Here is a 5,820-nt window from a genome sequence, read left to right as displayed (position 1 = left end):
GGTCAGTAACATCCCCGTTAAACAAAATCCTAGCCAAGTCTTTTGTAGGTGCGTCAGCCTGGCATTGGACTTTAGCTTTCCCAGGGCTGCATCTAAATCAGTGACAAACGATTTTATAAAGTGTGCCGGCTCGTACATCAACATAGTGTTGAAATACGTGGCAGTTTACACTGATTAGCTTACCCGTTTTCCGGCTGTATTTCTAAGCTTAAAAACTTGAACATCGAGTTTAAGTCTGCCTTCGTCTTTATCTTTTTGAGATAGCTCTCGAATTACTTGCTGTCCATTAGCTTCTAATTGCTCACGTCCAAATTCAGACCTTTGGTTGTACCGAAATTTTGGTAATCCAAGATCAACCTTATTAGCCTCAAATGCTCCCAGAATTTTGATTAAAGCAGATCCCCGCGCAAAATATCCTACTTTACCAGCTGCTGAGTGTGTTGTACCAGCACGCTGAACTTCTATTAATTTCTGATCTTCTGTAAAATCTGATCTAAAAAGTGGTTGGTCTGCAAAAGCAAAGCCGCCACCCCTTTCAACGATTTTCACATTAAATTCATTTAATAATTTGTGAATACTCTGCCAGGTTGATTTTGCTTTTAACTCTTCTTTTAATGATGGGCCAACCGTTTCAAACATATAGCGCTCAAAAGAAAAAACACCAGCGTGTTTTTCATAATCAAGTGATTGCTGACTAACCCCTCTATTGCGTTCGTTGCGATAAGAAGATTTAACAATATTAGCTTCACCATCAACGTCGTAAGTTACTTCCATTAATCCATTCTGATTGCTCCAGCCTTGCTTAATCTCGACCTCACGGCACGCTGCGTGAAGCCGCTCGTGAGAGTAGTGAATATGAAGCGGCTTAAGGGTTTCGGGATGTACCTTGTTTGCAGCAATATGAATATGCCAATTGTCGGTGTCTCTGTGCAATGCAATCATAGCCTGATGACCACAATCCCCGACGTCAAAGCCAAGTTCTTTTAACGTAATAATGCCCGCCTCCTTAGCTTGCTCAGGTGTTGGTTTTTCATCAGAAGGCCATGTGATAATTCCATGATACCCAGGATAATTACAACGCTTGTTTTGCAATGCTGTTGCAGACATTCCTGCAGCGGCGCTTCCAATGCTTAAGCAATTTATAACCCACACGTTCCCCTGTGTTTTCTCAGCATCACGAATATAATCAGTTAATGCGCGAAAGCTTGACCCTCTACGTAGTTTTTTGGGTTCTTTTCCGGTAGGCAAAATAGCAATCCTTTTTTAATTTTATGATCTATCCATCATTTGATTTAAGTGTATTTATTTTGAGTTCATATCACTAATTTTAATATTCTCAACAAATTTCGTAATTACCGCTAGCGTCACACTTATATCAACAAAAACCTTAGCTGTTTCATTACTGTAATGTGTGCCATTCTTAGAGTAGTTAAAAAGTTCATTTTTAAGTCCTCCTAACTTAGCACCAAGACCGTACAAGGCATATATACAATTAGCATGCTCATTATTTAATATATTTTTCCCTAGCACATTTTTTCTACAATACTCACTTATCGAAATTTTAGAAATCACACCGAGTAAAGCTATTTTATGTTTAATTTCGTCAAGTTCATCTTGATCAACATAGAATTTAATGAACTTATCACGTGGATTATCTGATTTTGTAAATTGATTATTTCTTCGTATTTTGTTTGCCATGTTTTATGATCCAAGACTATATTCTATATATAAATTGAGCGTAGCTGGGGTTTGGGTGGTTTACCCCCAACAAGAAACCGTAAAGAACTATATAAAAATGCGTAAGCATTTTAATATAGTACTGAACGGGGCATCTTGTCACAATTTTTTGACTATAAATAATTAATAACAACATTAAACAGTTGTGTAACCAATAATTTATACAATTGGTAAATGCCAAATTAATCCTATACAACAATTCTAACAGTAAACAAAATTAAACTTAATAGTAAAACAAAAAATAATTTAAATTAAAACATGAGATCAATAAAAAGTGAAAGACTCGTTGAATGTTTTTTTGACGCGAAATTAATCAAACATCATTAAACAGTTCTGAGAAAGCACTATTCACACATTATTAAGACCATTGAATATAAATTAAACCATTAACAATACATGATTAAATATAATCGTAAGTGCGCCTGCTATAGCAAAAAAATATAAAAATAATTTTCACTAAAAATACACTATTAATTCACACTAAATATAAAGTTATAAATTAAAACAAATACATAGAGAAACTGAAGGTAATCTATTTTCTTAACAAAACATTAATTACAAAATAAAACAACAAGAATCAACAAATTAATATCCACGGAGTTTGATTGTCAATAAGTTACTAAGCTATAATTTTAGTAACCAAGATTTACTCAATTATTGTTCGAACAAATACTTAATCATAGTTATGGCTATTATGAAAAAACGCGGCAGCAAAGCAATAACAAATGATATAGAGAATAGATTTGGTTTAATTTTGAAGGAGCTTTCAGAATTAGAGCCTATTCCTAAATCAATAAAGAAAAGCGCAACATCGTTAATAATTGAACATCATGAAGAAATTAAAGCCCTACTTGATAGAGGTTTTTCTGCCGAGCAAATTGTTAAACAACTTTCAAGAATCAATCTGGATTTGTCTCCAGAAACACTTCGAACAGTGATTCGAAATACTGACGATAAAGGAAATAGGATTGCAAAAAAACAGAAGTCAGCATCCAGAAGACATAGAATACCTACAAATTCTTCTTGTACTACTCATCTACATGAAGGTCGATCTACACCAGAAAAGCCTAATGATGATCAAGAAGATAACCAGACTCCGACGACAATAGAGCCTTCAGAAAAACACACAAAACGAAGCCCAATAACAATTGATGAAGATTTATAAATTTAATTCTACAAATAAAGGTAATTTTAATGACCAGTTCAATCTCAATTTTTCATTCTGAAAAGGGTGGCGTCGGCAAGTCAATATGCTGCAAGGCATTTATTTATAAGCTAATGTTTGAAAATAAGAACTTTATAGTGATTGACGCAGACCAGTCGAATGCCGATATTCATAGAGAATTTTTAGGCATAAAGCTGAACATAGACGATGAAAAATCAGATGATATTGAGATACATCAATTTGATCTTGGCGAGCAAAATGGCTGGTGGGATCTATACAACTTAATGAATAAAAACAAAAATAAAAATACGCATATCGTGATTTCCATGCCTGCACAAATTGAATTTTCGATGCTTGAGCAGCGTAAGGAGTTTAAAAAGGCTCTTGATAGCCTTGGCTACAAATTGAATATGATCTGGATGCTCAGCGAAGCAATTGACAGCATTCAACTACTAAAACACACATCCATTAATAACAACGATCTAATCGACAAGTTAATAATCGTAAAAAACGGTTTCTTTGCTGATGAAAATGAGTTTTTAGACTGGCAAAATTCTAATATCCGGAAAGACTTACTGCAGAATGAAAATAATTCAGAAGTCTTTTTACCTGAATTAAACAAGCGACTAAAGCGCGCATTAAAACCAATTAAAAAACCATTTGCTCAGGCTTTAGCGTCTGACCGGCTTGATTTTTCTGAAAGAATGGGACTTGAAGCCTGGCTGGATGATGCAATAACTGCATTTTCATCAATTACTTAAGGTGATCTATGGAAACAACTTGCGATCTAGCCAGTAAAAAATACGACAACATTAATAATATTGAGAAGGCTTATGAAGAAATAATTGATCGAGCTATCACTGATGAAGAAAGAGATAGACTGCATCGCGTTAAAGATGCCCTTAAAATTGGCAGCACGGACACGCTATGGCTCCTATTATTGCAACTGGAACGGTATCAATCGCTATACGATGCAGTACCCGAAAAAATTTCAAGTGTCGTTGACGAATGCATTACCCAGATTAAAGAGGCGACTCAAGATGAAATAAGGCGCGTAGAAATCGATATTGAGAGAAAAGCATTTAAAACTGCTCAGGACTTTACCACTATGGAATATGCCTTACTACACCAAATCAATGAATCAACCGAAAGAATATTATTAGTTCAGCAAAAAGCATTAATTGAAGCTTCAACTAACGCCAAAAAGATAAAGATTTGGTCAACTGTCGGCATCGTCGCGTTAATCCAAATGCTGATCATTATATTGACTAATAGCGTTACCGCCATTATTGCCACTGGTAACTCCACTCTTCCATGGATTAGCATGGGAGAAGGAAATACTAAATCTACCTACATTTACCAGTTAATATGGAATTTTCCGTCTGGATGGGTAATGAGTTTTATGATGGTATTTGGTATTGCCTTTATTATTTACGATAAGTTCATCAATAAAAAAAAGGTTGATTCATAACGCTAAGATTGACCTCGGCCCACCTGTAGACAGAGACATCAAGTCCACATAAATCTAAAGCCACAGACGTACCACGGATTGATCATCGAACTATCTCTTGTCAGCAATACCAAACGCCAAGAATGTAGTTCCGAATACTACGAGCGAACACCCGCCGACCACATCTGCTTTACCCTGTATCAATCATTAACCGCAGCCTGGTCCATCATTGGAGATAGCCTGCCAACAATGAACGCCTAAAATCGTGACCACAACCGACATGACAGGCATTGTATTAGTAATGATGTATCAGACACATATAATGAGATAACCACAAAAATAGGCTGAACGCTCATTAGCAGCAATAAATTCAGTAAATTAAAGGAGATACCGATGTTTAATTCCATTACCCAGCAACAATTAACTTAGCGTATCAAAGCTGAACTGCAAAATATTGACATTAGAGCTGTCACGTACGATTCACGCTCGGAAAGCATGGAATATGCTAGAATTTATTTCAACCATTGCGGAAGCGTAATTCGTTACCCCTTTATTGAAATAATTGATGACTGCCTTATTTCATTAGGCGGTGGATCAATGACTTACGCATTCCAGGGTGATGATTATCTTGATGAATTCGTAGGATTTACAGCTGCAGCACTCAAAGCGCAAGATTTCATTTTCAAAAATCCGCCGTCCATAGAACATTTTTTGAACCGCTACATTATTGCAGATCAGTGCTACGATCAAGATTATTACCTAAGACTCAATCCTAATAAAAATGCATATGACAAATGGCAGACTTTTAATATCTCTGGCCACTTGATGGACAACTACATGTCACTTGCAGCCGTCGAAACAGCAATGAGGAATAGTTTAAATGACTATTACTATTAACTTTTCCATTAAAAATAACGCTGATTTAGAATCAGTGACTTAGTTTATTTGAAGGAGAAATATTGAACTCTTTGGTTCCTATCGTGTCTTATGAAAGCACGTCATCTGGCAGTATTGATTATTTTTAATGTCGAGTGTTAAACACCATGTGGGATGCGCTGAACCTGAAATTCCACACGATCATATATACTTCGTCAGACACTATTTCTGTAGGTCTGATAAGTTATGCCTGGAAAGTACCTGGATCAAAGTCCAGGCGAATTGACTTGATTTTGATCAACTAGTACATCCAAGTCTTGTTTTTCGACCAGAGCCATTAACATTTCAAAATTATTACTTACCCAAAATTCAGCGTCACACATCACTGAATGCAACTCTGTTATATCATTTATAGATCCCATATCTAGATCACCGATTACAACTTGCCCGTCAATTATAGCCCCCTATAGTGGACCCCGAATTCCGGACAATAGTTTAAGCTATGCTCTGTCGAAAAATGAGAAGCAGGAAATGAGCGAAAGCAAACGGAAGATTTTTACAGGGGCTCAAAAAGCCAAAATTGCATTGGAAG

The 5,820-nt window shown here is 36.0% G+C and carries 6 protein-coding genes; 4 read left to right on the top strand and 2 right to left on the bottom strand.

Annotated elements, in window-relative coordinates; all coding sequences use genetic code 11:
* Positions 1–174: 174 nt before the first annotated feature.
* Positions 175–1,248 carry a relaxase/mobilization nuclease domain-containing protein gene (locus tag RW114_RS19560; protein ID WP_340124421.1) on the bottom strand — a complete coding sequence of 358 codons (1,074 nt, stop codon included), beginning with the start codon at positions 1,246–1,248 and terminating at the stop codon, positions 175–177.
* 54 nt (positions 1,249–1,302) lie between these two features.
* Positions 1,303–1,698, bottom strand: a complete 396-nt coding sequence (locus RW114_RS19555; RefSeq protein WP_340124420.1) for a plasmid mobilization protein — start codon at positions 1,696–1,698, stop codon at positions 1,303–1,305.
* 724 nt (positions 1,699–2,422) lie between these two features.
* Between RW114_RS19555 and RW114_RS19550 the strand changes: the two genes are divergently transcribed.
* The 4 genes from RW114_RS19550 (at position 2,423) to RW114_RS19535 (ending at position 5,249) form a co-directional block, all read left to right on the top strand.
* Positions 2,423–2,902, top strand: a complete 480-nt coding sequence (locus RW114_RS19550; protein ID WP_340124419.1) for a hypothetical protein — start codon at positions 2,423–2,425, stop codon at positions 2,900–2,902.
* Positions 2,903–2,931: 29 nt separating this feature from the next.
* Complete coding sequence (locus RW114_RS19545; RefSeq protein WP_340124418.1) at positions 2,932–3,663, top strand: P-loop NTPase family protein; 732 nt, start codon at positions 2,932–2,934, stop codon at positions 3,661–3,663.
* A gap of 8 nt (positions 3,664–3,671) precedes the next feature.
* Positions 3,672–4,373 carry a hypothetical protein gene (locus RW114_RS19540; protein WP_340124417.1) on the top strand — a complete coding sequence of 234 codons (702 nt, stop codon included), beginning with the start codon at positions 3,672–3,674 and terminating at the stop codon, positions 4,371–4,373.
* Between the two features lie 576 nt (positions 4,374–4,949).
* Entirely contained in the window at positions 4,950–5,249 is a 300-nt protein-coding gene (locus RW114_RS19535; RefSeq protein ID WP_340124416.1) for a hypothetical protein, read from the top strand.
* Positions 5,250–5,820 lie beyond the last annotated feature (571 nt).

Source organism: Methylobacter svalbardensis (genome assembly GCF_037671525.1).
Lineage (GTDB): Bacteria > Pseudomonadota > Gammaproteobacteria > Methylococcales > Methylomonadaceae > Methylobacter_A > Methylobacter_A svalbardensis.
The sequence above is the reverse complement of the archived record's forward strand: the minus strand, read 5'-3'. Positions and strand labels throughout refer to the sequence as shown.